This window comes from Candidatus Saccharibacteria bacterium, from assembly GCA_034521515.1.
Lineage (GTDB): Bacteria > Patescibacteriota > Saccharimonadia > Saccharimonadales > JAXHMH01 > JAXHMH01.
This window is the reverse complement of record JAXHMH010000002.1, coordinates 214,423-240,534: the sequence shown is the minus strand read 5'-3', so window position 1 is coordinate 240,534 and position 26,112 is coordinate 214,423. Positions and strand designations below refer to the sequence as shown.

General features: G+C 44.8%; 19 protein-coding genes, 2 tRNA genes, 1 rRNA gene and 1 other RNA gene. 14 read left to right on the top strand and 9 right to left on the bottom strand.

Translation table 11 applies throughout. The features are described from left to right. Positions 1-6: 6 nt before the first annotated feature. Positions 7-83, bottom strand: a tRNA-Val gene (locus U5K77_01150). 444 nt (positions 84-527) lie between these two features. Here U5K77_01150 and thrS point away from each other — a divergent pair. From thrS to U5K77_01125, 5 genes are read left to right on the top strand one after another with little or no spacing between them, the layout of a single operon-like run. Next, the gene (gene thrS, locus U5K77_01145) at positions 528-2,390 is read left to right on the top strand and encodes a threonine--tRNA ligase (GenBank protein MDZ7744350.1); all 1,863 of its coding nucleotides are present in this window, start codon (positions 528-530) and stop codon (positions 2,388-2,390) included. Beyond that, the gene (locus U5K77_01140) at positions 2,387-2,989 is read left to right on the top strand and encodes a hypothetical protein (GenBank protein ID MDZ7744349.1); all 603 of its coding nucleotides are present in this window, start codon (positions 2,387-2,389) and stop codon (positions 2,987-2,989) included. The genes thrS and U5K77_01140 overlap by 4 nt, the downstream gene beginning before the upstream one ends. After that, positions 2,982-4,199: a tRNA (adenosine(37)-N6)-dimethylallyltransferase MiaA gene (miaA, locus tag U5K77_01135; GenBank protein MDZ7744348.1), complete on the top strand. Its 1,218-nt coding sequence runs from the start codon at positions 2,982-2,984 to the stop codon at positions 4,197-4,199. The genes U5K77_01140 and miaA overlap by 8 nt, the downstream gene beginning before the upstream one ends. Before the next feature lie 28 nt (positions 4,200-4,227). Beyond that, positions 4,228-4,848 (top strand): transcriptional regulator, encoded by a 621-nt coding sequence (locus U5K77_01130; protein MDZ7744347.1) that lies wholly within the window; start codon positions 4,228-4,230, stop codon positions 4,846-4,848. Between the two features lie 6 nt (positions 4,849-4,854). Continuing rightward, entirely contained in the window at positions 4,855-5,478 is a 624-nt protein-coding gene (locus tag U5K77_01125) for an MBL fold metallo-hydrolase (GenBank protein MDZ7744346.1), read from the top strand. Positions 5,479-5,532: 54 nt separating this feature from the next. Here the strand turns inward: U5K77_01125 and rpmB are convergent, their stop codons facing one another. Further along, the gene (gene rpmB / locus U5K77_01120) at positions 5,533-5,727 is read right to left on the bottom strand and encodes a 50S ribosomal protein L28 (protein ID MDZ7744345.1); all 195 of its coding nucleotides are present in this window, start codon (positions 5,725-5,727) and stop codon (positions 5,533-5,535) included. A gap of 111 nt (positions 5,728-5,838) precedes the next feature. Between rpmB and U5K77_01115 the strand changes: the two genes are divergently transcribed. Further along, a complete protein-coding gene (locus tag U5K77_01115; GenBank protein MDZ7744344.1) occupies positions 5,839-6,474 on the top strand; it encodes a site-2 protease family protein in 636 nt (211 codons plus the stop codon). Between the two features lie 439 nt (positions 6,475-6,913). Here U5K77_01115 and U5K77_01110 read toward each other — a convergent pair. Further along, positions 6,914-6,989: transfer RNA gene (locus U5K77_01110), tRNA-Pro, on the bottom strand. 324 nt (positions 6,990-7,313) lie between these two features. Here U5K77_01110 and U5K77_01105 point away from each other — a divergent pair. Further along, entirely contained in the window at positions 7,314-7,991 is a 678-nt protein-coding gene (locus U5K77_01105) for a 4a-hydroxytetrahydrobiopterin dehydratase (protein MDZ7744343.1), read from the top strand. A gap of 17 nt (positions 7,992-8,008) precedes the next feature. Beyond that, an RNA gene (rnpB, locus tag U5K77_01100) (RNase P RNA component class A) lies at positions 8,009-8,515 on the top strand. A gap of 148 nt (positions 8,516-8,663) precedes the next feature. Here rnpB and rplT read toward each other — a convergent pair. The 4 genes from rplT to U5K77_01080 all read right to left on the bottom strand — a co-directional run bounded on the left by rplT (position 8,664) and on the right by U5K77_01080 (position 11,413). Beyond that, positions 8,664-9,008, bottom strand: coding sequence for a 50S ribosomal protein L20 (gene rplT, locus U5K77_01095; protein MDZ7744342.1), 345 nt, complete (start codon positions 9,006-9,008; stop codon positions 8,664-8,666). 3 nt (positions 9,009-9,011) lie between these two features. Next, the gene (rpmI, locus tag U5K77_01090; GenBank protein MDZ7744341.1) at positions 9,012-9,206 is read right to left on the bottom strand and encodes a 50S ribosomal protein L35; all 195 of its coding nucleotides are present in this window, start codon (positions 9,204-9,206) and stop codon (positions 9,012-9,014) included. Further along, positions 9,184-9,798 (bottom strand): translation initiation factor IF-3, encoded by a 615-nt coding sequence (gene infC / locus U5K77_01085; protein ID MDZ7744340.1) that lies wholly within the window; start codon positions 9,796-9,798, stop codon positions 9,184-9,186. The genes rpmI and infC overlap by 23 nt, the downstream gene beginning before the upstream one ends. A 100-nt stretch (positions 9,799-9,898) precedes the next feature. Next, positions 9,899-11,413, bottom strand: coding sequence for a YifB family Mg chelatase-like AAA ATPase (locus tag U5K77_01080; protein ID MDZ7744339.1), 1,515 nt, complete (start codon positions 11,411-11,413; stop codon positions 9,899-9,901). 1,228 nt (positions 11,414-12,641) lie between these two features. Here U5K77_01080 and U5K77_01075 point away from each other — a divergent pair. The 3 genes from U5K77_01075 to U5K77_01065 are packed head-to-tail and all read left to right on the top strand — an operon-like array spanning position 12,642 to position 16,466. Further along, entirely contained in the window at positions 12,642-12,989 is a 348-nt protein-coding gene (locus U5K77_01075) for a hypothetical protein (GenBank protein MDZ7744338.1), read from the top strand. 33 nt (positions 12,990-13,022) lie between these two features. Then, complete coding sequence (locus U5K77_01070; GenBank protein ID MDZ7744337.1) at positions 13,023-13,451, top strand: hypothetical protein; 429 nt, start codon at positions 13,023-13,025, stop codon at positions 13,449-13,451. Positions 13,452-13,454: 3 nt separating this feature from the next. Further along, positions 13,455-16,466, top strand: coding sequence for a DUF87 domain-containing protein (locus U5K77_01065; protein MDZ7744336.1), 3,012 nt, complete (start codon positions 13,455-13,457; stop codon positions 16,464-16,466). Between the two features lie 2 nt (positions 16,467-16,468). On the opposite strand, the gene U5K77_01060 is transcribed toward U5K77_01065, so the two are convergent. Then, positions 16,469-17,029 (bottom strand): hypothetical protein, encoded by a 561-nt coding sequence (locus tag U5K77_01060; protein ID MDZ7744335.1) that lies wholly within the window; start codon positions 17,027-17,029, stop codon positions 16,469-16,471. Further along, positions 17,026-18,651 carry an NBR1-Ig-like domain-containing protein gene (locus U5K77_01055; GenBank protein MDZ7744334.1) on the bottom strand — a complete coding sequence of 542 codons (1,626 nt, stop codon included), beginning with the start codon at positions 18,649-18,651 and terminating at the stop codon, positions 17,026-17,028. Before U5K77_01055 ends, U5K77_01060 begins: the two co-directional genes overlap by 4 nt. Before the next feature lie 220 nt (positions 18,652-18,871). On the opposite strand from U5K77_01055, the gene gyrB reads away from it, so the two are divergent. The 3 genes from gyrB (at position 18,872) to U5K77_01040 (ending at position 25,636) form a co-directional block, all read left to right on the top strand. Beyond that, positions 18,872-20,836, top strand: a complete 1,965-nt coding sequence (gene gyrB / locus U5K77_01050) for a DNA topoisomerase (ATP-hydrolyzing) subunit B (protein ID MDZ7744333.1) — start codon at positions 18,872-18,874, stop codon at positions 20,834-20,836. 2 nt (positions 20,837-20,838) lie between these two features. Continuing rightward, on the top strand, positions 20,839-23,358 hold the full coding sequence (gene gyrA, locus U5K77_01045; protein ID MDZ7744332.1) for a DNA gyrase subunit A: 2,520 nt from the start codon (positions 20,839-20,841) through the stop codon (positions 23,356-23,358). 591 nt (positions 23,359-23,949) lie between these two features. Then, positions 23,950-25,636 (top strand): 16S ribosomal RNA (locus U5K77_01040). The last annotated feature ends 476 nt before the right edge of the window (positions 25,637-26,112 follow it).

Here is a 26,112-nt window from a genome sequence, read left to right as displayed (position 1 = left end):
TTAATCTGGTGGGCGATATAGGATTCGAACCTATCACCTCCACAACGTCAATGTGGCGCTCTAGCCAAATGAGCTAATCGCCCTCACCAAAACAATACCTTAAATGTACGCTCAACCCGTCTTTGAAAATAAATTAGCTGCTATTTGGCTAAGACGTCTGGCGGCATTTCTTCTTTACAGCTTTGCTGTGAGCCAAATGAGCTAATCGTCCGAGCTACCGTCGTTATAGGGAGGGGGTAACTTATAGATCTATTCCCTGTATAACAGGGTAAATCATACAGAAAAACAGATAAAAAGTAAATCCACAGGGTAGGTGTAATAATAACAATATAAAAGTACTAGTATCATAATGCTAGTATGGTATGCTTATCTCACGGTATTTAAATGACCGATGCCAGCAGGCGAAGTTTTAAGTAGGTGTTTTGAAACATCCTTTTAGTAGGAGTGGGCAGGGTCGAATAGAGTTGCGAGGCTATTCGACCCTTTTTTATTTTCCTCTGTTAATCAGTGGTGGTATTATACATACAATGAGCGAGAATACAGGCGACCAGGATAAATTACATGCCATGCGGCATTCTTTAGCACATATTATGGCCAGTGCTGTTCAAAAACTTTGGCCAGAGGCTAAATTTGGTGTTGGCCCAGTGGTAGAACATGGCTTTTATTACGATATTGACCTTGGTGACATCACTATCTCAGAGGATGATTTTGAGCGCATCGAAGCCGAAATGCGCGCAACTATTAAGGATAACCAGGTATTTGAACAGTTCACAAAACCTATTGATGAGGCTGTTGCATGGGCAAAAGAGGCCAAGCAACCGTATAAAGAAGAACTGCTCAACGATCTTAAGAGGTCTGGAACGACCGTAGCGAAAGACCTAGAAGTCGAAGAACTCGGTACTATTACAGATAGTGATAGCAAAGTAGACGAGGTGGGATTCTACCGTAACGGTGACTTTACCGATCTTTGCCGTGGCCCGCATGTCGAATCAACCGGCAAGGTAGGGGCATTTAAACTCATGCGCGTAGCCGGTGCTTATTGGCGCGGTAAAGAAGGTAACCCGCAAATGCAGAGGCTGTACGGCGTGGCGTTTGCAACCGAAAAGGAGCTCCGTCAGCACCTCAACATGTTAGAAGAGGCTAAAAAGCGCGATCATCGTAAGCTTGGCCAAGAACTCGACTTGTTTTCCTTTTCTGAGCTTGTCGGGCCGGGTTTGCCACTTTATTCACCGCGCGGCACGGTGTTAATTGAGGAGCTCAAGAGTGCGCTTAAAGACATTAGCCGCCAGTATGATATGCAGCAGGTGTCTATACCGCACCTTGCTAAGCTAGACCTATATAAATTATCTGGACATGCCGAGAAGTTTGAGGAAGAGCTGTTTAGGGTAGAGAGTCATTATCAGCAAGAATTTGTACTCAAGCCGGTTAATTGTCCGCATCATACGCAGATTTATGCTGCACGACCACGAAGTTACCGTGATTTACCAATCCGCTACATAGAACAGACCATGCAATATCGGGACGAAAAGCCCGGCCAGCTCGGTGGTTTGCAGCGTACACGCGGTTTTACGGTAGACGACGGTCATACGTTCTGTACTGTAGATCAAATTGAAGAAGAGGCGACTACGCTGGCAAACATTATTCAAGAGTTTTATGAACGGCTTGGATTGTGGGGTAAACATTGGGTTTCACTGTCAGTTCGTGACGGCATCGCTCCAGAAAAATACATCGGTGAGCCTGCTGATTGGGATAAGGCGGAGGACATGCTAGAGGCAGTTTCTGAAAAACTTGGCTTAAAGGCTAAACGAATGGAAGGTGAAGCGGCTATTTACGGGCCAAAACTAGATTTTATGTTTACCGACGCTTTGGGGCGTGAAACGCAGTTGGCCACCGTACAGCTAGACTTTGCGATGCCAAAACGCTTTGAGCTAACTTACGCAGATGCCGATGGCAGCGAGAAGCCGCCCGTGCTGATTCATAGGGCTATCCTGGGATCATTCGAACGGTTTATTATGCTGCTTATAGAACACTTTGCCGGTAAGTTCCCGGTTTGGCTTTCCCCAGAACAAGTTCGGGTTATTACAGTTAATCAAGAAGATGCGACTGTGGCGTATGCCGCTAAGCTGGCGGATGAGGCGCGTGAACTCGGCCTGCGACTAACGGTAGATAACAGCAACGAATCAGTTGGCAAAAAAATAAGAGACGCTGAAATGTGGAAAGTGCCGTATACCATTGTGGTTGGCGAGAAAGAGATTGAGTCTGACGAAGTAACTCCTCGAATACGTAAAGACCTTGCAGTTCACGAGAATCATGGTTCACACGGTAGCAACGAGTTCCTCAAGACCGTAGCTAACGAAGCCAAATCCCGCGTCACTAAGACATCGTTATGAGAGAAATCATCGCAGTAGATGCTGACGAAGTTTTATGTTCGGAGGTGGACGCTATTATTGCTTTCTCAAAGGAGAGGATTGGCTTAAACCTTACCTACGACGACTTCAAAAAGCCCGGTGATTATTGGGGATACTATGAAAGGCTGTGGGGGGACACGGGCGAAGATCCGTACACTCTGTTTAAGGAATTTTTGACCAGTAGCCATAAGGCGAACCAGTCGATCCTACGAGAAGATGTAGCCATACTCGAGAAGCTAAAAAGTCGATATCAACTTGAGATTGTTACTTCACGTACTGCTGAGTTCGTGGATATTACCAATCAGATGCTTGGGAAGTACGCTGCAGACATCTTTGCCGATGTTCACTTTGTAAGTTTATGGAGCGATTCCGACCGAAAGGTTACAAAAGCTCATATTTGCAAGGAGATAGGTGCCGGCTACCTTATAGACGATAGCCCTGAGCACTGTAACTTGGCAGCAGAAGTCGGTGTGAAAGCCTTGTTATTTGGTGACTGGGGTTGGAGCAGGGGTAAAGAACTTCATCCTGGCGTAGAGCGTGTTGCCGATTGGAAGGAAGTGGCGGAGTATTTCGGTGTCTGACTTCAAGGAGCGGGTGGAGGCGCTTGTTGCGGAGATTCCTAAAGGGCGGGTGATGACATACGGGCAGATTGCGGCACTGGCTGGGAATGCCCGGGCAGCTAGGATTGTCGGCGGTATTGCGCACTTTGGCAATCCGGATTTGCCATGGCAGCGGGTGGTCAACAAGAGTGGCGGTCTGGCCAATGGTTATCCGGGTGGCAAATCTGGGCATAAGCAGGTGCTTGAAGCTGAGGGTATTGCAGTTGATGAAAATTACCGGGTGGATGTAGAAAGGCTTTTATGGAGACCTAAGCAACAAGATAGCAAAAATCCATCCTCCATCCTCCAACCTCCAACCTCCAAATTACCACTTGTTGTAATTGTCGGGCCTACTGCCAGCGGTAAGTCGGCGCTGGCTATTGAACTCGCCAAGAAGTTTGGTGGCGAAATCATCGCAGCAGATTCCTGGACTGTGAGGCGAGAAGTGAACATTGGTACCGCCAAGCCAAGCCAAGAAGAGCAGTCACAAGTCAAACATCACTTACTAGATATTGTGAATCCGTGCGATGACTTTACTGCAGCAGTGTTTAAAGATTTAGCACTCGAGGCTATTGAAGACATAGGATCCAGGGGTAAACTGCCAATTATGGTAGGCGGTACAGGGCTATATGTAGATGGCGTTCTTTTTGACTACGGCTTTTTACCAGAAGGCGACAGGGAGGCTCGGCAAGAGCTCAATGCTCTTAGCCTTAAGGAATTGCTAAGACGCATAGAATCCAAAGGCTTAGACACTGATGGAATCGACACCCAAAATAAACGTCGCTTGATACGTCTGCTAGAGACCGGCGGTGCAAAACCAACAAGACACGACATACGATCGAACACGCTGATACTTGGCGTAAAATTGCCCCATGAAATGCTCCGAAAAAGAATAACAGCCCGCGTTGATGCGATGATTGAAGCAGGGCTTGAGCCAGAGGTGAGGGAGTTGTCCAAAAAATACGGCTGGGAGTGCGAGGCTCTGAAGGGAATTGGGTACCAGGAGTGGCGTGAGTACTTTTGCGACAACCAAAGTTTGGCGGATACCAAGATGAGAATCGTAAAAGATACCCTCCAACTAGCCAAGCGGCAGAACACATGGTTCAAGCGTAACAAAAGTATTCACTGGATACACGACCCCAGTTCTGGTGTAGATATTGTCACAACGTTTTTGAACAAAACACCTGCATAAGCCAATCATTGTCTGTTACAATGAACACATGATTGAGCAATTGTTTGGGTCAAAGACACGGGTAAAGCTGTTGCAGCTTTTTTATAGTAATCCAAATCGGTCATTCTATGTACGGGAAATTACTCGCAAAATCGACGAACAAATAAACTCTGTACGCCGCGAGCTTTCTAATCTGTTAAGCATCGGCATCATATCTTCGGATACTAACAACAATCGGCTTTATTATGAGGTAAACCAAGATTTCGAGCACCATAAGTCGTTGTCTAAAATTTTTGGTGGCAGTAATGATGGTGTAGTCAATGAAGACAAGCCTGAAGAAAGCGATGAGGCTCAGGCATATAAGACACTTGGGAACGTTGATTTGGTAATATACACAGGGCAATTTACGCGTGATCAGTTGAGTGGTGTGGATTTGCTATTAGTTGGTGATGTAAATCAAACGAAACTCAACAAGTTTATAGCCGAACTTGAAAACAAAGAAGGCAAGGAACTGAACTATACCGTTATGCCAAAAAGTGAATTCCAATACCGTCGGCAAATAAATGATAGATTTTTAACAACCCTACTAGGGTCAAAGCACCAGGTTGTACTAGATAGACACAACATGCTTACACCTAAAGAACCTAAAAGCAAAAAAAGTAAGGAGTAAATTAACATGGATATTCAATATTATGGTGCAAACTGTGTTCGCTTATCAACTAAAAAATCATCGGTCATCGTTGATGATAATCTCGCAGAGCTGGGCTTAAAAAGCGTTACCAAATCAGATGATATTGCATTGTTCACTACTGTTCATGCACCTAGTAAAGTGGCGAAGTTAGAGATTGATACCCCCGGTGAATACGAAGCATCAGGTGTCTCTATTCGGGGCATTGCTGCGCGAGCGCACATTGACGAAGAAGGTCAACGCAATGCAACCATATACAAAATAATCATCGGCGATATAAGAATTGCGGTTGTTGGGCATGTACACCCTGATTTGAGTGAAGATCAATTAGAAACGCTGGGTACGGTAGATGTTGCTATTGTGCCGGTCGGGGGTGCTGGCTATACACTTGATCCTATTGGTGCTGTTAAAGTTATTAAAAAAATTAGCCCTAAGCTTGTAATACCTACCCATTATGCTGATAAAGCAATAGACTACCCAGTACCTCAAGTTGAGCTTGAAGAAGCTATTAAAGGCCTTTCTATGGAGCCTAATGAGCCAGTCGACACTCTAAAGCTGAAAACCAGTGAGTTTACAGATACTGTGCAGCTTGCTGTATTAAATCGACGATAGTTACTCTATACAGTAAGCAATAATTTAAAAAGCCCTAGGTTTCTAGGGCTTTTACTATTTTGCTATGACACCTTGTTTCTTTAGTGTTCTGATAGCTTGAGTACTAAGCTTCATTTTGACTTTTTTGCCATCAACTTCAACAGTCTTAGTTTGGAGATTTGGTTTCCAGACTTTCTTGGTATGACGTTGCGAAAAGCTAACGTTATGACCAAACTGCTTACCTTTACCGGTTAATTCACATCGTTGCATGGGTTTATCCTTCTGTTCCTTTGTTGCCCGTTCGTTTCAATAACGGAATATTCGATTGGCAATTGTATCTGTTTTTCTCTTATAAGTCAACGGTTGGTATACTGTCATGGTATGGTTGAATTTATTAGCAGTCCGGCTGGCATAGCCGTTATTATTGGCACAATACTGGTTTCATTGACATTGCATGAAGCAATGCACGCATTTACAGCACATTGGCTGGGTGATGACACGGCTTATTTACAGGGTAGATTAACCCTAAATCCGCTCAAGCATATAGATCCGTTTTTAACAATTGGCATGCCAGTACTTTTAGCGTTGATGGGTGCGCCGGTTTTAGGTGCGGCTAAGCCAGTTCCATTTAACCCGTTTCGAGTACGATTTGAAGAGTATGGCGCAGCACTGGTTGCTATAGCAGGACCATTGACGAATCTGGTGCTTGCTATAGCTGCGGCGTTTATCTTTCGTGCTGTTGGGCCGATGCTGCCAGAGATATTATTGATGGGACTTCTGACATTTATTATCGTAAACATCGGTTTCTTTGTATTTAATATGATTCCGTTTCCACCACTTGATGGGTCGAGAGCATTGTACGCCGTTGCGCCAGAACCAGTGCAAAAATTTATGACTCAGATTGAGTCATTCGGGCTATTCGGATTTTTTATATTCTTTTTCCTGGGCTTTCCGTATATCGCGCCGCTTTTGGGTACGTGGATCGATACGATTTATAGGCTTTTACTCGGCGCGTAGGTAATTTATAATGGAGCTTACGGCTGAGAACGCCAGCGAAATGATAATCTGATTACTTATCATTAGGGAACTCAATATTCGTGTGTCACCGTGGTGGCATCGTGCGGGTACCCACCTGGGGATTACTACCAGGTTGTCATACTGGCCTCAGCTCATAAGAAAAACGTCCAAACAGCAAGATTTGGACGTTTTTCTATTACAGGCTGTTTATATGGTTGAGTGACAGGACAGAGCGCCAGGGCTTCCGCGCCTGACTAACCTGGCGACGCAGGTTCAAATCAGTCACCAATAGAAAAAGCCCAGGAAAAACCTGGATATGGTTTCCGCCCCGATTCACGAGAGGATTCGTGAATCGGAAGAGGAAGAAAAACAAAAATCTCGCCAAATTTTGGTCACTTGATTGCCAAAATTTCAGGCGAGGTTGTAGTTATTTCTGACGTGGTCGGGGTGACAGGACTTGAACCTGCGACCTCACGGCCCCCAGCCGTACGCGCTACCAACTGCGCCACACCCCGACAACAAATGCTAGTATAACTTAAACTATAAAAGGCCGTGAAACCCTTACGGTCGCCTCCAGCGACCCCGAAACTTCGTCTTTGGAAATAAATTTCCAAGAGAAGATTTACTTGCACACTGCCACTGGCAGTGCTCACCCCAGCCGTACGCGCTACCAACTACCCAGCCCGTCTTGTCAGACAGACAGGCGGGGCCACACCCCGATATAGATTACCCCTGTATTTTAGCAGACAGTTGTAACTAAATCGTCTTAAACGTAAGGACATGCTGCTTGTTGCAGAACGTAGCTTCTGTCAGTCAGTAATCTGTTAGAATGTAGGTAGATGAAATGGCAAGAAACAAACAACCAGCTATATAAAGAGTTTAAGTTTAAAGATTTTAACGAAGCTTTTAGTTTTATGCAGGCGGTAGCAGAAGAGGCAGAAAAACAGCAACACCATCCAAGATGGGAGAATGAGTGGAATAAGGTGAAAATTTGGCTTAGTACCCACGAGGCCGAAGGTAAGGTGACAGATAAAGATAAAAGTCTAGCCAAAGCCATTGACTTGGTGGCTGATGGGGGCAAAAAAAGTTCCAGTAAACCCAAGACGCATAAGCACATAAAAATGTATTCTGATGGTGGTTCTCGCGGGAATCCTGGCCCATCAGCATCCGGTTATGTACTACTTGATTTAGACGATACGGTCATAAAGAAAAGTGGTGAATATCTTGGCATAACTACCAACAATCAAGCGGAATATCAGTCTCTTAAACTGGGGCTTGAAGAAGCGCTAAAACTTGGGGCTCAAGAAATTGACGCCTATATGGACAGCATGCTTGTTGTTAATCAGATGAAGGGTATTTTTAAGGTTAAAAACCGGGACTTATGGCCAATTCACGAAGCGATAAAAAAGCTGGTTGAACAGTTTAAAAGCGTTACTTTTACACATGTACCTCGTAAGCTAAATAAGTTAGCAGATTCTGAAGTGAATGAGGTTCTCGACGCTGAATCTAAGAAGTAGATGATATAATAAAAAGGTCAGACTATCGGCCGATCGCCCCCTCACCACTTTCCAGGCAGAAGCAAGCCAAGGCTTGTTCTCCTGAAAGCTGGTGAGGGGGAGGAAAGTCCGGGCAGCGAAGGGGAAGACAGTCGCTAACGGCGACCGGGGGCAACCCTAGGGAAAGTGCCACAGAAACGAAACTACCCCGCACCACTTCAGGGCGATACAGTTTGCAACCAGATTGTTTAGCACCTTGAAGTGGTGCGGGGTAAAGGTGAAACGAGTGGGGTAAGAGCCCACAGTTCCTGTCGGTGACGATGGAAAATGGTAAACCCTGTCTGCTGCAAGGAGGTGTGTCTTCATACGGTTCCCCGCCGAAGATGCATCATAAGATCCGCTCGATTCTAGGAACAATCCTAGAGCTAGATAGATGATTGGCTCCCCCGCACCTTTTCTGGGCGAAACAGTCTGCAACCAGATTGATAAGTCGCCACGAAAAGGTGCGGGGTGAACAGAACCCGGCTTATAGATAATCTGACCCAGTAGTGAGCTTTTGAGAAGGATTTCAGCAAAACTGAAATCTAATAGGTTTGCATCGAAAGCGCGCTAACTCAAAAGTCTACTACTGGGCTGACACTTAAAAAACCGCTCCCTGTTGAGCGGTTTTTTAAATATTTTAAGGGCGGAAGATTACTTCTGTGCCGTTTTGACGACTTCAGTGAAAGCTTTAGGCTCGTTTACAGCAAGCTCAGCTAACATCTTGCGGTCGATGTTCACGTCAGCCTTTTTCATACCGGCGATTAACCGGCTGTAGGTTGTGCTGTTCTCTCGTGCAGCTGCGTTAATGCGTATATTCCATAATTGACGGAAAGTACGTTTGCGATTACGGCGATCTCGGTAAGCGTTATGCAATGAGCGGGTAATAGCTTGTTTACCGCGACGAACACTTACGCGGTTTGTACGTGACATGCCCTTTGTTGCTTGGCGGATCTTTTTATGCTTACGGTTTGTAGTAACGCCTCTTTTAACGCGCATCTTCTAAACTCCCAGTCTTTTCTTAATATTCTTGGCTTGTGTGCCGATAAGTTGCTCTACGCCAGCAAAACGACGTTTTCTAGCGGCACTCTTCTTCTGTAGAAAGTGGTTTCCGGTTGAGTGGCGACGCATAACTTTGCCGTTCTTGGTTACACGTATTCTTGCTTTTGTACCACTATGCGTTTTCTGCTTTGGCATCTTGTCCTCCCGAACGTTCTAGTTTATCTAATCCCTTTATCGATGTTATGGACTTATTGTCAGTTTCCTCTTTTGGTTGAGGTTTCTTCATGGATTTGGCTGCCGGGTTGCCCCTTATAACAAAGTGTAACTGTTTGCCGGCTAGCTGGGGTTTTTGGTCAACGATTATCATATCACCGTAATCAGAGATTATTTTCTCGGCGAGTTTAAACCCCAGATCTTTGTGAGCCAACTCTCTTCCGCGATAAAACACAGTAAGTTTAACTTTGTGTCCAGACTCTAAGAAGTCAGTGACTTTTCTAAGTTTCACTCCTAGGTCGTGCTCGCCAATCTTTAGCCCAAAACGCATTTGCTTCATTTCTGGAGCTTTGGCGTTCTTCTTATTCTTTTGGAGTTGTTTAGTTCGTTGATAGTTAAACTTACCCCAGTCTACTATCTTGGCAACCGGCGGGTTTGCGTTAGGGGATATTTCGACAAGGTCAAGACTTCGTTCTTCTGCAGCTCGTAGCGCCTCCTCGCGTGACATGACGCCTAACTGCTGTCCTTCGTCGTCTACGACGCGCAGTTGTGGTGCCCGAATTGTTCCGTTCAGGCGGGTGAACTTGTCGATGGGTCTAACTCCTTAAGCATTAACTTTAGCCGATTGAATAGGATTTTAACAGATAAAAGAACAGAGGTCAACAAAAATGTACCTATAATTGAGTAGTTTGTCGTCTATATTGTAAGGCTTCGCTAATATGCGGTACGGTTACGTTGTTGCTATCGTCAAGGTCGGCAATGGTTCGAGCCACTTTTATAAGCCTCATATAGCTTCTAGGTGATATATCTAGTCGCTTGGCGGCGTCATTTAGTAGCTTTTCTGCCGTAGTGTCAAGTTGAGCGTGACGCTTAATTTCCTGATTTGTAAGGGTTGAGTTGGTTTTAGATGGGTTAGAGAATCGTTTTTGTTGCGCGCTACGAGCTTTTATGACACGTTGCCTAATAGTTTGGCTGTTTTCTTCTCGTCCATCTTTGAGTAGATGTTCGTGTTGCACCTCCTCAACATCTATATGCATGTCGATTCTGTCTATGATAGGCCCTGAGAGTTTTCGCTGGTATTTTACAATTTGGGAAGGCATGCAGCTACAAGTTTTATCGGTGCCGTAATAGCCGCAAGGACAAGGGTTGGCAGTAGCAACGAGTATAAAATCTGCCGGGAATGTAAAGCTGTCCTTAGCTCGAGTCACAGTTATTGTTTTGTCTTCTAATGGTTGACGCAAAGCTTCAATAACATTGCGATCAAACTCTGGAAATTCATCAAAAAACAGCACACCTCGGTGGCTGAGGCTAATTTCGCCTGGCCGTGGCTTCTGACCGCCGCCAATAATGGCTATTTCGCTGGCACTATGATGAGGTGATCGGAAGGGGCGGTTGGTAAGTATTTTATCGAACTGTTTGGTTGCAAGACTATGTAAATGAGTGATTTCTAAAATTTCGTCAAGCTCTAAGGGGGCAAGAATGCTAGGAATTGCTTTGGCAAGCATACTCTTACCGGTGCCGGGAGGGCCATTAAGAAGGATGTTATGTGCGCCGGCTGCAGCAATCTCTAGAGCGCGCTTTGCTCGGGCTTGTCCCACAACGTGGCAAAAATCAGTCGCGCTCTCCTGTTGTTTATGGATATAGTGCGAATCTTTCGGGATAAGAGGGCTAATCTGGACGGTTTTTGTAAGATCGAGATATATTTCGCGGAGGCTGTTAACAGGGATAACAGTGATGTCAGGTATGAGTGCGGCCTGCCGTTGGTTCTTTTTTGGTATATAAAAAGTGGTGAAGCCTTTTTTCTTCCCGCTTATTATAGCGCCAATAATTCCACGCACCGGACGTATGCTTCCATCCAGACCCAGCTCACCCATAATAAGTGTCTTTTGTGGAGGTCGCTGCTTGACTTGACCACTTGCCAGTAAAATTGAGGTGGCGATTGCTGCGTCAAAGCTGGGGCTTTCTTTTGGTAGATCGGCGGGCGCGAGATTGATAATTATTCGTTTTTTTGGCATGTCCAAGTCAGAGTTACTAAAAGCGCTGCGGACACGTTCACGGGCTTCTTCAACTGCCTTGTTGGCAAACCCGACGATAAGCAAATTGGGCAAGCCATTAGACATATTGCACTCAACATCAATAACCGGACAATCGTCACCCGCTATCGCAATGCTTTGAACCGTTGCGCTCATACACCCACCTCGTTTACTTAATTCTATTATATACAAAAAAGCAGTCCCGTTAAACCGGGACTGCTTTATGTTTTTGGTTTTAAGTTTTTTGTGGGTGGTCTTGGTTTTATATTGAACAACGGCTTGCGAGAAGCCGTTGTTACAGATTGCGTTTTTGTTTTTGAGCACTTTTTTTATTCAAGTGCTGACCTTATATTAGCCACCATAAACGAGCCTGTCAACACGTTTACGGTTTATTTTTTAGCTTGTGTATAACTTCCCGTCGTCGATGATTAAAAAATAAGATGTATTTGACCTATTTTGATTGGTCATTAGGGCTCAATCTAAATATAAATAGGGCAAGACGAATCGTTATGGCAGGTCAGTTCAAAGGCAGATTAAATTAAGTAATATAATAGATTTAAATTACCGTTTTGCGCTATCGAGGTTGTCTACGATAGGTTATCGGTTCCCGCATAACGTCCCACGGCTTTAATACGTAATGGCGACTATCGTTGGGGCTTTTTATATATGCTAGGTTTTGCGTGTTTAGCTATTAATATAGGGTACGGAAATTACGGTACTGTAGGGTATTTATGGTTCTAAGGTTGCTAGTTTGTTAATTAATACGTTTTATTACGGGCGGTACAGTCGAGTTTAGCTGCAATGTGCTCATAACAATAACTTCTTAATTCTAGGCAAGAGACCTAAATAGGCCGGAACAGATCGAGGGTTTGGTTGCTATACGTTGCCATACTTTGGGTAATTTGACAGGCAAAACTACTAATAATGTATACGCTACAGTGCATTGTTAAATGTATTTTTAAAAGCTGATATGTGCAGCCTAAGTAATGATAAATTCAATAACTTTAAAATTATATTACTTCATCAGAGTAACTAAAATCTATTCATATATAACGTAATTACAACAACAATATTATTATATAAATTTTTATATAATAACTAAGTTTATATCTGTATAGTTGTAAATACAACTACTAATAATGCTTGACTTTTTGTACATAAAATAGTAGATTCGATGCAGTAGGTTAAAACAAAAACTTACATTCCTACGGCTACAATGCCGATATCGCTCTCGTAATGGGAGCGGTCAGTCATGCTACGGACGGTAAGCGCTAAATAGTATTTTTAACGAGCGGTTTTACCGTCCTAGCTCCACGCTTATTTCCGGCACCAACAATACGTTGGTGCTATTTTATTTGTTCGACTTGGGCTACACTATTTCTATATGCGAAATTCTAAATTTCGAGTCGTAATCTTCGGCGGATCTGTAGTGATGCTACTTGGTATAATTACCCTTTCAAACCCAAATAACGTGCCACTACCATTGCTCATACTGCCGTTTTTGCTTGTGTTTTTCATCGTCTACCAGATATTTAGCAGTATTTTATATCGCTGGTTTCCAAATATTTCGCGCCAGTTCAGGGGGTGGCTGGCGATTGTGTCTGCAATTTTGCCGGTTTTGCTTTTGATTTTGCAATCTATCGGACAACTTTCTGTAAGAGATTTGTTAATAACACTCGGGTTACTCGGTGGTTTAACGTTTTATTTTAAAAAAACAGACCTTCTATCGTAACGAACTTTCAATTCCTTTGTTATAATTACAGAGATGAATGAGCAACAAGGGGAATCATACCCACAAACAGAGTTACCAAAGCCACAAACTGGGGAATTTGACAGTTCAGCTGAGCAGATTAATACCCCTAATGAGCAAAAAATGTCTCAATCAGTTGAGACTACCTCTACTCAAACCCCATCTTCTCAGCCTCAACAAGGCACGCAGGTTCAGCCCACGTCAGATCATACAAATCCTGCTAGCGATAATGATAATAGCGCAGCCAATGACCAACCAGATCCATCAACCCCTCCTATAGCTGACGATGTGGACTTAATAGAAAAAGAATGGGTTCATAAAGCAAAAGAGATTGTTGAACACACCAAAGACGATCCATATAAACAGAACCAACAGATGAATCAAGTGCGAGCAGATTACTTAAAGAAGCGCTACAACAAAGAGATAAAACCGGTTGACGACTAAACTATGACAACATTTATATTTCTACTAGTAACGTTATTTGTTCTTGGTCTGCTTGCAGCACCGTTTGTATATTGGCAGGTACGAAAGACGTTTCGGGAGCAAAAGAACTTTGAGAGGGGGCTCAAGATGGTTCCTCTGCTCATACAGTTGCCTCCTCAAAGTGACGATGAAGACTCTGGTGGTCGTGATGTGCGCGATATTGTGGACGAGAACATATCTAAAGCACAAGTACTCTACAACATTATTGCAAGCACGCTGCAAAAAGGTCTAAAAAGTAAATTTTATGGTCAGCGACACCTTGCTTTTGAGATAGTGGGGAGCCATGGTTTTGTGCATTTTTATGCAGCTGTACCGGTTGTGTTGGTAGATGTTGTTAAGCAAGCGGTAGTTAGTGCGTATCCGTCTGCGAGGCTAGAGGAGGTTGATGAACACAATATTTTTAGTCCTGTAGGCAAGATAACTGGCACTATAGGTGGTGAATTAACGCTCAAAGAGCATTTTGCGTATCCGATAGCTACTTATCAAGATCTGAAACGCGATGCAATGCAATCATTGCTGAATGCACTATCAACATTAGATAAAGATGATGGTGCCGGTATACAAATTCTGCTACGACCTGCGGATCCTGGTTGGCGTAAACAAGCCAGTGGTGTTTCTGGCAAGAAACGCAAAGGTAAAGATAACAAGAAGGGCTCCGATGGTGTATTTTGGTGGTTTCGACAGTTATTCATGGCGTTCGTTAAACCACCCGACGAAAAAGGGGATGAAAAGGGTTCGGATAAGCCAGATCTTTCTAGCTTAGATCAGAACGTGCTTGATTCAATAGATGACAAGACGCGTTATCCCGGATACGAGGTAATGATACGAGTTGTTGCTTCTTCTAATGTGTCTCACAGGGCGCAGTCAATTTTAAGTAATGTGGTTGCTGCTTTTTCACTGTTTGATGCTCAAGGTAAAAACGGCTTTAAATACACGCCCGCTAAAGATATAGAACGGTTTGTGACCGCGTATATTCTTAGGTTTTTCCCGCAGGAGAGTAATAAAAACATCCTCAACTCTGTTGAACTTGCTACCTTATTTCATTTCCCGGATCAGAAGAATATTCCGACCTCACAACTTCAGCGACAAGCATCTAAACAGGTGGATGGTCCGCGTAATATATCGGATGAAGGTTTCTTGCTTGGCTACAATATTTTCAGGGGTGTCAAAAAAGCCATAAGGCTTGCCCTCAATGATCGTCAAAGGCATATGTATGTTGTTGGTCAGACCGGAACAGGTAAGTCTACATTTCTGGAAAATTTAGCTTTCCAGGATATGTTGAGTGGTGAAGGATTTGCGTTTATTGATCCGCACGGTGATACCGCTGAAAGGTTACTGTCTATGGTTCCGAAGGAGCGCACTGAAGACGTCGTATATTTTTGCCCAGCTGATATGGATTATCCGATGGGACTTAATCTGTATGAATTTAATACTCCGGAGCAAAAAGACTTTCTTATCCAGGAGGCTATCAACATGCTGTACAAGCTATATGATCCATTGCACCAGGGTATTATTGGGCCGCGTTATGAACACTGGTTTCGTAATGCGTCGCTGACGCTTATGAGTGATCCTGACGGCTCCACCTTTATTGATATACCAAAAGTATTTACCGATAATCAGTACGTCAAACAAAAACTCAAGCATGTAAAAGATAAAACTGTGCTAGATTTTTGGAATAAAGAAATGGCTCAAACCAGTGATTATCATAAAAGCGAAATTCTGGGATGGTTTGTGAGTAAGTTTAGTGCGTTTTTAAGTAATGAAATGATGCGTAACATTATTGGCCAAACCAAAAGTGCGTTTGACTTGCGTGAAATTATGGATAACAAAAAAATCCTAATCGTTAACCTTACCAAAGGTAGGACTGGCGAGCTAAACTCCAAATTGCTTGGGATGGTGTTTGTTATGAAATTCCAAGCGGCAGCTATGAGTCGAGCAAATATACCGGAAGCCGACCGAAAGGACTTTTGTTTATATGTTGATGAGTTCCAGAATTTTTCGACTGATTCATTTGCCACAATCATGTCAGAAGCCAGAAAGTACCACCTTAACCTAGTAGTTGCGAACCAGTTCACGACTCAGTTAAGCGAGGAAATCAGGGACGCCGTTTTTGGGAACATGGGTACAATTGTTTCGTTCCGAGTTGGACAAAATGACGTCGATTTGCTCTCTAAGTATTTCCAGCCGGCATTTGATGCGGAGGATCTATTACGGGTTCCGAACTTCAACACCATAATCCGAACTTTGGTTGGTGGTGTGCCAACGCATCCGTTTAGTATGGCAACTTTGCCACCACTGGGGAAGCCAAACCCACAGCTAGGAGAAGCCTTAAAACAACTGTCTTCTGCTAAGTATGGCAAACCTAAAGCCAAGGCCGAAGAAGAGATATTTAAGCGACTTGCCACAACAGAAGAGCCTAAGCCGGCGTTTGGTTCTCAACCTGGAAGACAGCCAGCTGCTCAGTCGCCATTCGGTCAAAAACCACGTCGTCCGACACCACAGAAACCGCCAGCATCGGGATCTTCTTTCCTGGATGAGTGGTTGGCAAAACGTAAAGCGGCAACGCCGGCAGGTGCTTCTCAGGGTGCTAATAAACCTAACGCATCAACACCAGCACCGACACAAACCACTTCTCCGCCGAAGATACAGCCGGCAAAAAGTAGTCTACCTATGTCTAAGGAATCGTCCCAACAACAGCCTCAGCAGTCACCAGCGCAAGCACAGCCAAAACCTGCTAAGCCAAAACCCCAACCGCAAGCTGCAGATACTTCGACTCAGAACATTTCAAGTGATGAGATTGAAAAACAGGAAGTCTCTACAATTGCTAACGAAATCAGAAGCTCCATAAAAGACGAGTCTACTCCAAAAAAAGACGGTGGTGAAATTAAGCTATCAGGCGATTCTGCGCAACACGATCACGACAGCACGATATATATAGATAAGGAAGGCAACTTTCATAATCAGGACGAGGCTTAGGGTTACTGGTTGCGTTGTCTTGCAAGTAGCCTGACTATTAACTCAAATCCAATACCGATAATGAATCCGGCGGCAAACAAGAGAACGAACAACATATAGTTGTATTCAAAACCGTAACGTTTTGCCACAAAAAGTACAAAACCGGTACCCAGCAAAGATGCCACACCGCCACCCATGATGCCTGATGGTCGTGCGACAGTTTTGGAGCCTATCTCGCTTGCTTTTTCTATTGTCGGCCTATGAATAAACTTACTAAAGGTTTTTTCTGGCACAGAAAGCTGACTTTGTACTCGCGACAGAGTTCGCTTGTAGGCCATATATTTAATATCTTTTTGTTGACCTATTGGTGTATCGGACGACTCTTTATGCTCGCCGATAGTGCGCTCCTTGCCGCTAATCGCTTCGCTCTCAGCCTGTTTAGCTAGTTTTTCGGTCGAAGGTTGCTTTTCGTTATTTTTTTGCTCAGAAGCAGCCTCAAGCTGTTCCTTGAGTTTTTTTGTTTCGGCACTGGTATCAATGTGCTCACCGGAGTGCTCCTGTCTTTCGTGCAATTGTTCGCTCATGATGCACTCCCACTGCTTGCATAGTCAGTTCGTACTATGGCTACCTCTTTAGACATCAGTCTAGTGCGGGCAAAAAAGTAAGAGACGATAACAGTTATACCGAAAGCTACAGCTAGATTTGTACCAGGGCCGGTATTTGGCAGCGTTGTTGCAACCTGTTCAGTGGTTTTTACTACCCCTCCAGGGAGACGGATATTAATCGTTACACCGTGGAATACGTTCGTCATAACTAGATCATAGGAGTTTGGGTCGGACACAGAAACTGGAGTTTGAGGGATAGGATCCTTTATGCGTACACGAAAGACTTTTTCTTCGGTTGCACCCGGTTCGATGTCGGCTTCTGGCCAGCGTAGTGTCTGGTAGTTCTCGTCGAACTCCGCGTCACCTTGTTTAATAATATCGGCATACTCTAGAACATCATGAAGGGGTTCTTCAAAAACAAAGTCGCTTAGAGTTTTGGTGCTCTCGTTGGTGACGAGCAAGGTATATTCAATTACATCGCCAGCAGCGGCAGTTGTGTTGTTAGCGTCTGCGACGTTTTGGGTAATATTACTGGCAGTTTTTCCAAGTTCGAGGCAACTAGCGATATCATCTTGAGCGTCAGGTAGCTCTGGACATACGTCTTTTGGCTCCGGCTCTTGAGTTAGTTCTGGCTCGTCTGGTTCCTCCGGTTCCGGCTCGGGTGCGGTTACGACAATTGGCTTTGAGCAGGACTCACCAAACCAGCGCACACCTTCCTGAATCATTTTCCATGAAAATTGATGAGTGCCGGCCGAACTTGGTGCAGTGAACGACTCGGTAATATCAAGACTCGACCCTGGACTAACGCGTCTTGGTAAATCTATTCGGTTGGTTCCCCAGTTCCAGTTGTCTTGAGGGTTCTGTGAGCCGAGTCTATAGTTTTCCTCAGGATCCCACGTTGTATCCCCGCTATTACTAACCCGTACAGTTGCACTAAAACGCTCGCCTCTTTTAACAGAAGCAGGGTATGAAGTAACTTCGCAAACTCCTTTGTCGACAACCTCAGGAGGCGGAGGCGGGACTCCTATTAATACCGGATTACCACAATCCTTAATTATGTACATAACCTTACCCTGGCTGTTTTGTAGTCTAAGTGCGGGGTAGGTTGAGGATGCCCAGGTATCGAGTGAGGCCAAGCGCCTTATATAGAAAGTGTCGTTGTTGATGCGAACCGAACGCTCATCAGTGTTTTTATTACTACGTCCAATTGGGCCTCTGGCATGTCGACCCATTGAGTACAATTCTTTTCCATCTATTACTGAGGTAGATTTCAGTGACACTGTTTGGGCATTTCCTATATGATTACAGTTAAAACCAAAATGATTTAATATCGCCCCGAAATCTCGAGTCGAATCAAGACACATTAGCGTTGCTTCATGGGTGTTGCTGAATCCGCCACGAATGATATCGTTGCCAGATTGAGCAAGGGTTGGTTCTGGCGGAATAAAGACCGCAAACATTTGTATGACTACCGATAATGCGACAAGACTAATACCTACGCGGCGTAATTTTTCTTCAGAGCGTAGTCGCTTGGCATAGAAAGATACTTGACCGATGAGGCTAGGATTAAAAGGTAGGTTGCTGAGCAGTTTTTTAAACATTTTTGTTCTATCTGTTAATAACGCTACTGTTTATTGAACCATAAACCTAGGTGTTCGCACAAGTTAAGAAGTCATTATTCGCGGATACAAAAAATCGATAAATCATCTGAAGACAACTAATAGATATTGATTAGTGCTAGAGTTGTTTCGCAGGGGCAAATACTTTATACTGGACTGCAAGGGCATAACTACTAAGGGGACTGTAAGAGGGTTATTACTAGTGGCTAAACAAAAAAAATATGATTCAGCACAAATTCAAGTGCTCGAGGGGTTGGAACCGGTACGCAAGCGACCAGGAATGTATATTGGTGGCACCGGTCATGACGGACTTCACCATCTAATAAAAGAGATTGCCGATAACTCGGTTGACGAGGCTATCGCTGGTCACGCAACAGATTTATGGGTGACCATGCAGGCTGACGGTGGCTTAAACGTGAGAGATAACGGCCGTGGTATTCCTGTAGATAAAATGGCTAAGACTGGCAAGAGCGCGCTAGAAACGGTGCTGACGGTATTGCATGCCGGAGGTAAGTTTGGTGGCGGCGGATATAAGGTGTCGTCTGGTCTGCACGGTGTTGGTATTAGTGTTGTTAACGCATTGTCTACTAAATTAGTCGCTGAGGTTCGCCGTGGCGGAGCATCTTACAGACAGGAGTATGAGCGTGGCGTACCGTTGACTCCGGTCAAGAAAGTAGGCGAGGCTAGTGACACCGGCACAACCATTACGTTTTATCCAGACGATACGATATTTAAAGAATCAGTAGAGCTGGAGTATGAGTGGGTTGTTGACTATCTTAGACACCAGGCTTACCTAACTAAAGGACTTCGGACGCATATTCATGACGAGAGAACCGACGAAAGGTTTGGCTTTTACTTCGAAGGTGGCATCCAGTCATATGTTAAGCACCTTAATCTTGGTAAGGATATTATCGATGAAGATGTGTTTTATGTAGAAAAACAGACCAGTGACTCAATGGTGGAAATTGCACTTCAGTATGCCGATACCTACTCCGAGACAATAAAGGCTTTTGCTAACAACGTATTCAACCCAGACGGCGGGACGCACCTAACTGGTTTTCGCGCAGCGCTGACAAGAGTTATCAACGACTACGCACGCAAAAATGGTCTATTGAAAGAAAAAGAAGACAACCTGAGCGGAGAAGATACTCGCGAAGGTTTAACGGCAGTTATTCTCGTTAAATTACCTGATCCGCAATTTGAAGGACAGACCAAGAACAAGCTAGGCAACCCGGAGGTACGTGGTTACGTAGAACAAGTACTTGGCGAGTACCTCTCCTATTACCTCGAAGAACATCCGGCGATAGCCAAAAAAATTGTCGGTAAAGCAATTTTGTCAGCTCGTGCCCGTGCCGCTGCCCGTGCCGCTCGCGATAACGTAATTCGTAAAGGCGTCCTGGATAGTACATCATTACCGGGCAAGTTAGCTGATTGTTCTAGCAAAGATCCCGCTAACTCTGAGTTGTATGTAGTAGAGGGTGACTCAGCTGGTGGTTCGGCAAAAAGTGGGCGCGACAGTAAGACGCAGGCAATCTTGCCGTTACGAGGTAAGGTACTAAACGTAGAGCGAGCTCGGCTAGACAAAATGTATGCCAATAATGAGATTAAGAGCTTAATTACAGCAATAGGGGTGAACATAGGCGAGCAGCTTGATATGGATAGGCTACGCTATGGACGTATTATTATAATGACCGATGCCGACGTCGATGGTAGTCACATTTCTACTCTTCTAATGACATTTTTCTTCCGCTACATGAGAGAAATCATAGATGGAGGCCATCTATACTTGGCTAAACCACCACTGTTCCTAGTTAAAGCAGGTAAGCGTAAAGAGTATGCGTATTCTGATGAGGAGCGCGACAATATACTCAAAGATATGATTGCCAAAAAAGGTGAACGTGGTACTGCTATCGATATTACAGACGACGTCATTAAACAAGCAGGTGCCGAGGTAAGTCGCTATAAGGGTCTTGGTGAAATGGATGCTGATCAGCTATGGGATACCACGATGAATCCAGAGAACAGAGTACTTATACAGGTCAAGGTAGAGGATGCTGAGAAAGCCGATGCTATCTTTAGTAAACTTATGGGTACAGAGGTTGAAATGCGTAAGAACTTTATACAGGCACGCGCCAAATTTGCAAATACTGAGGAACTGGATATTTAGTCATGGATGAAGAAAACAACACACCACTAGAAGGCGATATCATGCCACAAGAACCATTGCAGACACACTCTAAGACACTCGAGAACCTCTCTGTTGAAAACGTCATGGAGGATAGCTACCTTCGTTACTCTATGAGCGTTATCATTGCTCGTGCATTGCCGGACGTTCGCGACGGCCTTAAGCCGGTGCATCGGCGAATCTTGTACTCGATGGGCAAGAATGGCTGGAGGCCTGGTTCGAAGTTTGTAAAAAGTGCACGTATCGTTGGTGATGTCATCGGTAAATATCACCCACATGGTGACACTGCAATATACGACTCAATGGTACGTATGGCGCAAAGCTGGGCGATGCGTTATATGTTGGTTAACGGTCAAGGTAACTTTGGCTCTATGGACGGAGACCCACCAGCTGCTATGCGCTATACCGAGGCTAAGATGGCTAAAGCAGCCGAAGAAATGTTGGCAGATATCGAAAAAGAAACCGTACCGTTTCGCGATAACTTCGATGGCAGTGAGCGTGAGCCATCGGTACTGCCGGCCAAGCTACCTAATCTGCTCTTGAACGGTCAAATGGGTATTGCTGTAGGTATGGCAACTAATATTCCGCCGCATAACTTGAACGAGCTTGTCGATGCCACGGTACACATGATAGACAACCCGGAAGCTACTGTTGACGACCTCTTGGAATATGTAAAAGGTCCAGATTTCCCTACAGGCGGCATAATTTACGGCAAAGAGTCGCTCAGGAATGCCTACACGTCAGGGCGTGGAGGCATTATGGTGCGTGCCGTCGCCGACATTGAAGAAAGCAAAAAAGGCCGTCACTCAATAATTGTGACCGAAATACCCTACTCACTTAATAAAGCCACGCTGATTGAAAAAATTGCTGATCTTGTGAAAGACAAGAAGCTAACTGGCATATCTGATTTACGTGATGAAAGTGCTCGAGGTAGCGTGCGGATTGTCATTGAGCTTAGAAAAGACGCCTATCCTAAAAAAGTGCTCAATCAGCTATATAAAATGACACCGCTACAAACCAGTTTCCACTTTAATATGCTCGCCCTGGTTGACGGTATCCAGCCTCGAGTGCTGGGCTTGCAGGACATTTTGCAAGAATACATTAAACATCGCGTATCGGTCATACGGAAGCGCACTGAGTTTGAGCTAAGAAAGGCTAAAGAGCGAGCTCATGTACTAGAGGGTCTAAAGATTGCACTTGACCACATCGATAAAGTTATTGCGACCATACGAGCGAGCCAGACGACCGAAGAAGCGCAAGAGAATTTAATCAAACAGTTCAAGCTATCTGAAATTCAGGCTAAAGCTATCCTGGCTATGCAGCTGCGCACACTAGCTGGCTTGGAAAGAAAGAAGATTGAAGACGAGTTAGTAGAACTGTTGAAATTGATTGAAAAGCTGGAAAGTATTTTAGCCAGTGAAGTAAAAATACTAAAGATTATTAAAAACGAGCTGCTTGAAGTTAAGAAAACGTTTGGCGATGAACGACGTACAAAAATTGTTCCACAAGAGCTTGGCAAACTCGGTGACGAAGATCTGATTCCTGACGAGCAAGTAGTTGTGACACTAACGTCCGCGAACTACATAAAACGATCACAGATTAATGATTACCGAAGACAAAATCGTGGCGGTAAAGGTAAGCGTGGCATGGCGACTCGAGAAGAAGATGTTATAGAGCATGTCGTATATGCTAGTACGCACGACTACCTCTTGTTTTTCACAAACAAGGGACGAGTGTTCCGGCTCAAAACTTATGAAGTTCCGGCTGTAGGCTTAAATGCCAAGGGTGTTGCTATTGTCAACTTGTTGCAACTGCAACCAGAGGAGACGGTGAGTGCCGTTATTAATGTAACCAAGCAAATGAACGGCGGTCACCTATTTATGTGTACGGTCAGGGGAGTCGTTAAAAAGACACCGTTTGAGCAGTATAAGAACGTGCGCAGTTCTGGCTTGATAGCTATAAACCTTGATGATGGTGATGAACTGAAGTGGATACGTATGACTGACGGCGACAATGAGATTGTTATTTCGACTTCCCAGGGTCAAGCGATTCGTTTTCATGAAAAGGATGTGCGGCCAATGGGCAGAGTGGCTCGTGGTGTGCGTGGTATTCGTTTGCGAGGTGGTGATTATGTAATCGGCATGGACATTGTTCAAGAGGGTTCAAATATCTTTGTGATTAGCGAAAATGGCTACGGCAAACGTACCAAGGTTTCGCAATTTACTCCACACGCAAGGGGTGGTGTAGGTATTCGCTCGGCAATTGTTAATAAAAAGACTGGTCAACTTATCGGCGTGAAGTCGTTGGTCGATGAGAACCAGGAGGTAATCATCATATCTTCTCAGGGTCAAACTATAAGGTTGGGTCTAAAAGATATTCCGGCATTAGGTCGAGCAACACAGGGCGTGAGGATTATGCGCCTTAATGATGACGATAAGGTTGTATCTTTGGCACTCGTTGACGTGACACCGCCTACCGACGAAACCGAAGAAAAAACAGAGTAATCTGACCACAAACGTTGTAAATTTGCTTACGCTAATAAAATTGCTTGACAGGGGAGCCGGCAACAGGTAGGATAGTACGAGTCTTTCGAGGCCTTTGTTAAAGTGTCTCTAAAGAATAGAACTTTACAGTTAAGGCTCAAATGCGATTTATTCTTATCGTAACGGACTGAAGCGTGCTTTTCGTACGATGAAGGAGTAACGAGAAGAAAAATCTAATATGAGACCAAAAGCATCGGCAGAGTTCTTGGCTTGGCCAAGAGATAGGCCGAGGCGATGTAAGGTTCTAGAACGTTAAAAACTTATGTAGTGCAAATCAACGTCAATTCAAATGAATTGTTTTTGAAAGACCTGTTTACAGGTCTACATTTTAGTCAGTAATTATCTCAATTCGTTGAGATGTTCGACTGAAGTCAAATTAAATTCTTTAGAGAGTTGTGAGTTTTTTGCCCTGTCATTCGACAGGGCTCCATAAAAATTCGCTTCGCTCTTTTTATGGAGAGTTCATGCCCTATCGCATGATAGGGTGATCCGTTTTTTTGGCCACGTCATACGACATGGCTCCAAAAAATGTATCGCAGTGAGCTCAACATTTTTTTGGAGAGTTTGATCCTGGCTCAGGATGAACGCTGGCGGCGTGCCTAATACATGCAAGTCGAGCGGCAACATGCTTCTCACTGAGGTTCGAAGCAGTAAAAAGTCTATAAAGTAAAAAGTATAAAGTCGAATGACTTTTAACTTTAAAACTTCTAACTTTCTACTACACTTCGCGCTTTAGTGAGAAGTGATGGCGAGCGGCGGACGGCTGAGTAACACGTAGGAACGTACCCCAAACTGAGGGATAAGCACCAGAAATGGTGTCTAATACCGCATGTGGTGCGTCTCGCATAGGCGAGACAATAGTTAATTAGAAATAGTTAATAGATAAAATTTAACCGATTATCATCTATTATCTGTCAATTATCATCTATTGCGCTCTCGCTTGTGCGAGGCGCATTAAAGCTTCGGCGGTTTGGGAACGGCCTGCGCATGATTAGCTTGTTGGTGAGGTAATAGCTCACCAAGGCGATGATCATTAGCTGGTCTGAGAGGATGATCAGCCAGACTGGGACTGAGAACGGCCCAGACTCCTACGGGAGGCAGCAGTAGGGAATTTTCCACAATGGACGAAAGTCTGATGGAGCAACGCCGCGTGCAGGATGAAGGCTTTCGGGTTGTAAACTGCTTTTCTTTGTGACGAATATGACGGTAGCAAAGGAATAAGGATCGGCTAACTCCGTGCCAGCAGCCGCGGTCATACGGAGGATCCAAGCGTTATCCGGAATTACTGGGCGTAAAGAGTTGTGTAGGTGGCATAGTAAGCAAATAGTGAAATCGTGGGGCTCAACCTCATATCCATTATTTGAACTGCTAAGCTAGAGGACGAGAGAGGTCGCTGGAATTCCTAGTGTAGGAGTGAAATCCGTAGATATTAGGAGGAACACCGATGGCGTAGGCAGGCGACTGGCTCGTTCCTGACACTGAGACACGAAAGCGTGGGTAGCAAACGGGATTAGATACCCCGGTAGTCCACGCCGTAAACTATGGATGCTAGCTGTTAGGAGTATCGACCCTTCTAGTAGCGAAGCTAACGCGTTAAGCATCCCGCCTGTGGAGTACGAGCGCAAGCTTAAAACATAAAGGAATTGACGGGGACCCGCACAAGCGGTGGAGCGTGTTCTTTAATTCGAAGGTAAGCGAAGAACCTTACCCAGGCTTGACATCCTTGGAAGGCTCCCGAAAGGGAACTGTGCCTTTTGGAACCAAGTGACAGGTGTTGCATGGCCGTCGTCAGCTCGTGTCGTGAGATGTTTGGTTAAGTCCATCAACGAGCGCAACCCTTATAGTTAGTTGGATTTTTCTAGCTAGACTGCCCTGGCAACAGGGAGGAAGGAGGGGATGATGTCAGGTCAGTATTACCCTTACGCCTGGGGCTAGAAACACGCTACAATGGCCGGTACAAAGGGCAGCCAAGTCGCGAGACGGAGCAAATCCCATCAAAGCCGGTCCCAGTTCGGATAGGAGGCTGAAACTCGCCTCCTTGAAGTCGGAATCGCTAGTAACGGTAAGTCAGCACATTACCGTGAATACGTTCCCGGGTCTTGTACACACCGCCCGTCAAACCATGAAAGTCGCCAATACCTGACGTCCTAGCTTGCCTAGGCCTAAGGTAGGGGAGATGATTGGGGTTAAGTCGTAACAAGGTATCCGTAGCGGAAGCTGCGGATGGATTACCTCCTTTCTAGGGAGAAAACCAAGCGAAGCTTGGTTAGTCTCTAGTCAAAAGTCTCTAGTCACTAGTTTTTCTAGCTACTAGCGACCGGCGACTAACGACTAGCCGATAGGCTTTAGCTAGGTCGATCTTGGTACATTGTAAACACAGTACTGGCAATGTACGTTTCCCCTCACCACTTCTAGTGAAAATCTTAAATGCTTGGAAGATATGTCCTTATGGCCATACTTTCAAAAGCGAAGGATTGTCAACGGAAGTGGTGAGGGGCAAGATAGCAGTTCTGTACCCGAATATGACGTTCGATTTGCACTACTTAGGTTTTTAACGGGTATGAGACACCCTTTCAGGGTTTCTCATCGCGTGGCGCGCGGAATAAATCCGACGCTCCGGCTGCTCTTCCCGAGGAAGAGACCAAATTCTCAGTAAAATGAGACGAGAAGCCGTTCGCTGTATAGCGAAAAGAAAAGAGCCCAACATTGCGAGAT

What these genes read in the sequence shown, in the direction of transcription:
- thrS (MDZ7744350.1), top strand. Translation starts at nt 528, where the DNA reads ATGAGCGAGAATACAGGCGACCAGGATAAATTACATGCCATGCGGCAT.
- U5K77_01140 (MDZ7744349.1), top strand. Translation starts at nt 2,387, where the DNA reads ATGAGAGAAATCATCGCAGTAGATGCTGACGAAGTTTTATGTTCGGAG.
- U5K77_01130 (MDZ7744347.1), top strand. Translation starts at nt 4,228, where the DNA reads ATGATTGAGCAATTGTTTGGGTCAAAGACACGGGTAAAGCTGTTGCAG.
- U5K77_01125 (MDZ7744346.1), top strand. Translation starts at nt 4,855, where the DNA reads ATGGATATTCAATATTATGGTGCAAACTGTGTTCGCTTATCAACTAAA.
- rpmB (MDZ7744345.1), bottom strand. Translation starts at nt 5,727, where the DNA reads ATGCAACGATGTGAATTAACCGGTAAAGGTAAGCAGTTTGGTCATAAC.
- U5K77_01115 (MDZ7744344.1), top strand. Translation starts at nt 5,839, where the DNA reads ATGGTTGAATTTATTAGCAGTCCGGCTGGCATAGCCGTTATTATTGGC.
- U5K77_01105 (MDZ7744343.1), top strand. Translation starts at nt 7,314, where the DNA reads ATGAAATGGCAAGAAACAAACAACCAGCTATATAAAGAGTTTAAGTTT.
- rplT (MDZ7744342.1), bottom strand. Translation starts at nt 9,008, where the DNA reads ATGCGCGTTAAAAGAGGCGTTACTACAAACCGTAAGCATAAAAAGATC.
- rpmI (MDZ7744341.1), bottom strand. Translation starts at nt 9,206, where the DNA reads ATGCCAAAGCAGAAAACGCATAGTGGTACAAAAGCAAGAATACGTGTA.
- U5K77_01080 (MDZ7744339.1), bottom strand. Translation starts at nt 11,413, where the DNA reads ATGAGCGCAACGGTTCAAAGCATTGCGATAGCGGGTGACGATTGTCCG.
- U5K77_01075 (MDZ7744338.1), top strand. Translation starts at nt 12,642, where the DNA reads ATGCGAAATTCTAAATTTCGAGTCGTAATCTTCGGCGGATCTGTAGTG.
- U5K77_01070 (MDZ7744337.1), top strand. Translation starts at nt 13,023, where the DNA reads ATGAATGAGCAACAAGGGGAATCATACCCACAAACAGAGTTACCAAAG.
- U5K77_01065 (MDZ7744336.1), top strand. Translation starts at nt 13,455, where the DNA reads ATGACAACATTTATATTTCTACTAGTAACGTTATTTGTTCTTGGTCTG.
- U5K77_01060 (MDZ7744335.1), bottom strand. Translation starts at nt 17,029, where the DNA reads ATGAGCGAACAATTGCACGAAAGACAGGAGCACTCCGGTGAGCACATT.
- U5K77_01055 (MDZ7744334.1), bottom strand. Translation starts at nt 18,651, where the DNA reads ATGTTTAAAAAACTGCTCAGCAACCTACCTTTTAATCCTAGCCTCATC.
- gyrA (MDZ7744332.1), top strand. Translation starts at nt 20,839, where the DNA reads ATGGATGAAGAAAACAACACACCACTAGAAGGCGATATCATGCCACAA.